General features: G+C 65.9%; 4 protein-coding genes. 3 read left to right on the forward strand and 1 reads right to left on the reverse strand.

The window, feature by feature from the left end:
* Window positions 1–13: 13 nt before the first annotated feature.
* Window positions 14–940, reverse strand: a complete 927-nt coding sequence (locus PHP59_RS12255) for a calcium/sodium antiporter (protein WP_300167388.1) — start codon at window positions 938–940, stop codon at window positions 14–16.
* A gap of 71 nt (window positions 941–1,011) precedes the next feature.
* Between PHP59_RS12255 and PHP59_RS12260 the strand changes: the two genes are divergently transcribed.
* The 3 genes from PHP59_RS12260 to PHP59_RS12270 all read left to right on the forward strand — a co-directional run.
* Window positions 1,012–1,857, forward strand: coding sequence for an RNA-processing protein (locus tag PHP59_RS12260; RefSeq protein WP_300167390.1), 846 nt, complete (start codon window positions 1,012–1,014; stop codon window positions 1,855–1,857).
* Window positions 1,854–2,459 (forward strand): fibrillarin-like rRNA/tRNA 2'-O-methyltransferase, encoded by a 606-nt coding sequence (locus PHP59_RS12265; protein ID WP_300167392.1) that lies wholly within the window; start codon window positions 1,854–1,856, stop codon window positions 2,457–2,459. The genes PHP59_RS12260 and PHP59_RS12265 overlap by 4 nt, the downstream gene beginning before the upstream one ends.
* A 21-nt stretch (window positions 2,460–2,480) precedes the next feature.
* A partial coding sequence (locus tag PHP59_RS12270) for a DUF1614 domain-containing protein (protein ID WP_300167394.1) occupies window positions 2,481–3,106 on the forward strand: 626 nt, incomplete at its 3' end.

Below are 3,106 nucleotides of genomic sequence, written 5' to 3' on the forward strand. Positions count from 1 at the left end.
ACCCCCGGCGCCCTCACACGATCCCGAATATCAGGGCCATATAGCCCGCATACGCGGCGATGAGGAGGAGCGACCACGCCCGCGTGAACCGGTCGCCGCCAATGAAGAGGGGGACGACGGCGAGGGCGAATGCGGCGGTGATCAGGGTGTCGGAGAGGTTGCCGATCGGCACCGGCCTGATGAGGGCCCCGATGCCCATCACGAAGAGGAGGTTGAAAATGTTGCTCCCCAGGATGTTCCCGACCGAGATGCCGCCCTCGCCCCTGACGATCGCCATGAGGGAGGTCGCGAGTTCGGGCAGGGAGGTGCCCACCGCCACGATCGAGAGCCCGATGACGAGAGTCGGGACACCGAGCGCGCCGGCGATCGCCACCGCCCCGTCGACGACGAACTGGGCGCCGATGATGACGGCGGCAAGTCCTGCGATGGTGAGGAGCACGTCCCTGTTCCCGTGGCTCTCGACCCCGGATGCCTCCTCTCCCTTCCCGTGCCGCCAGAGGAGGGCGAGGATGACGGCGAATGCGACCAGCATCCCGACGCCGGCGAGAAGGTCGAGTGTGCCCCGCAGGGCGAAGAGGACGAAGACCCCCGTCGCCGCGAGCATCAGCCCGGTCTCCCACAGGGAGGAGTCATGGCCGTCGCTGTTCCTGCCGACAAGTTGTGGCCTGATAAATGCGCAGAGTGCAAGGACAAGGGCGATATTCGCGATGTTGCTCCCGAGGACGTTCCCGAGAGCGATCCCTGCATCGTCGGCGGCGACGGCGTTCACGCTCACCACGAACTCGGGGAGAGAGGTGCCGAAGGCGATGACCGTAAACCCGACCGTCGCCGCCGAGACCCCGAAACGCGCTGCAAGCCCGCTCCCCCCGCCGACAAAGAAGTCCGCGCCTTTGACAAGGAGGACAATGCCAACGAAAAAGAGGATACCTTCTATGATCATGGTGAATTCAGCCTGTATGATCTGGGCGGTGCGCCATATGTTAATGCTCCCTGCATCCCCATCCATATCAGATGGAGCGCTACTGGTTTGGGGACATCGAAGAGGGCGTCTGCCGCCCTGCTGAGACCGGCCCCGCAGCCCTTGCCCGGCGAATAGAGACGTTCGGGTCCGAACTCGGGAGGCCCGACTGGAGACAGGCGCAGGCCTGCGGTGCGGTCAGGGACCGTGCCGAGTATATCGCCGTCCTGCAGGCAGGATGCATGGAAAGGGCGCAGGCGCGGGTGGCGGCCGAACTCTCCGGCAAGGATGTCGAACTCCTCCAGATGGTCAGAACCCTCGACGAGATCGATCATGTCGCAAATCTCCTGCTTGAGCGGGCCGTCGACTGGCATGCCGTTCTCGACCCGGCCTTCACCAGGAAGTACAAAAGGGGCGGCAAGGCCCTTGCCGGGCGGATACAGAGGAGTCCCTCGCCGGCCCTGAGGGCGGTCGGGGGCGAGATCGAGAACCTCGGCGAACTGCGGAACCGCCTGATGCGCGAGGTCTCCCGGCGTGCCGACGCCGTCCTCCCGAACACGAGCGCCCTCGTCGGCGGCCTCGTGGCGGCGCGGCTCATGGCCGAGGCCGGCGGCCTCTCTCCCCTTGCCCGGATGCCTGCGGCAACCATCCAGGTGCTGGGGGCGCGGACCGCCATCTTCTCCCATATCCGCGGCAACGCCCCTTCCCCGAAGCACGGCGTCATCTTCCAGCACCGTCGGGTGCACAATGCCCCGAAAGAGGTGCGGGGTCGGGTGGCGCGGGTGCTTGCGGCGAAACTTGCCATTGCCGCACGCATCGACTACTTCAGGGGCGAACTCGATACGGCTTTTGTCGAAGGGGCGCAGACGCGGATCGACGCCGCAGGGGTGAGTGCATGATCCGTATCGGCGGCGTCCTTGTCTCGCCCGGCGAGGGCGGGGTCTATGGCGAGAGGATGATCGACGGTTACCGCGTCTGGGATCCGTACCGCTCGAAGCTTGCGGCCTATGCCCTCCTCGGCGGGGAGAGATACCTCGCCCCGGAGATGCGGGTGCTCTATCTGGGGGCGGCGAACGGCACCACTGTCTCCCATGTCGCCGATTATGTCGAGGTGGTCTACGCGGTGGAGTTCGCGCCGCGGCCGATGCAGGACCTCATCGAGGTCTGCCGCCACCGGCGAAACATCGTGCCGATCATGGCCGACGCCGGTCGGCCTGAACTCTATGCCGGCATCGTCGAGGAGACCGACCTCCTGTATCAGGACGTCGCACAACCCGACCAGGTGGCGATCGCCCTGCGGAACGTCCCCCTGCTCAGGGAGGGCGGCACCCTGATGCTGATGCTCAAGACGAGGAGCGTGGACATCAGAAAGAGCCCACAGGACGTCGCCGACGAGGCTATCATGGCCCTTGAAGAGGGCGGGATGCGCGTGGCCGAGGTGCTCTGGCTCGAACCCTACCACCGCGACCACGCGGCGATCGTCTGCGAAGCCATCAAATAAGATCTCCCCCTTCTCTTCTTCATGGGCAGATACCTCTTCAACCCCTTCAGCATCCTCATGGTGGCGTTTCTCGTCGTCGCCATGCTGCTGCTGATCCCCCTCCTCTTCCTGAGCCTCATCGGCTCGGCATTCGCAAAGCTCGGTTTCCCGCCCGGCACCGTCATCCTGCTCCTCCTGCTCACCCTTGTCGGCAGTCTCGTCAATATCCCGGTGACGAAGGTGCAGGGCGGGCCGGTGCGGATGGAAAAGGAGTTCAGCCCCTTCTACGGCTGGGTCTACCGCATCCCCGAGGTGGCGCCGGAGACGGTCGTCGCCATCAATGCCGGCGGGGCCCTGATCCCCCTCCTGATCTCTCTGTATCTCCTCTACGAGTCGGTGGTCGTCTCCAGGGGCTACACGGTCCTCATCCTCGCCCTGATCGGGGTTGCGGTCGTCACCGCCGTGACGCACCATGTGGCCCGCCCCGTCCCCGGCCTCGGTATCGCCACCCCCTTCTTCGTCCCCCCCCTTGCCGCGCTCGTGACGGCCCTCGTCCTTGCCGGTTTTGCGGGGAGTCCCGAGGCGGCGGTGATCGCCGCGCCGGTCATCGCCTATATCTCGGGCACCCTCGGCACCCTCCTTGGTGCCGACCTCCTCAACCTCGGCCG

It is taken from the genome of Methanofollis sp. (genome assembly GCF_028702905.1).
In the GTDB taxonomy this organism is placed as follows: Archaea; Halobacteriota; Methanomicrobia; order Methanomicrobiales; family Methanofollaceae; genus Methanofollis.

Coding starts and splice junctions, on each gene's coding strand:
- PHP59_RS12255 (WP_300167388.1), bottom strand. CDS start 940: ATGATCATAGAAGGTATCCTCTTTTTCGTTGGCATTGTCCTCCTTGTC.
- PHP59_RS12260 (WP_300167390.1), top strand. CDS start 1,012: ATGGAGCGCTACTGGTTTGGGGACATCGAAGAGGGCGTCTGCCGCCCT.
- PHP59_RS12265 (WP_300167392.1), top strand. CDS start 1,854: ATGATCCGTATCGGCGGCGTCCTTGTCTCGCCCGGCGAGGGCGGGGTC.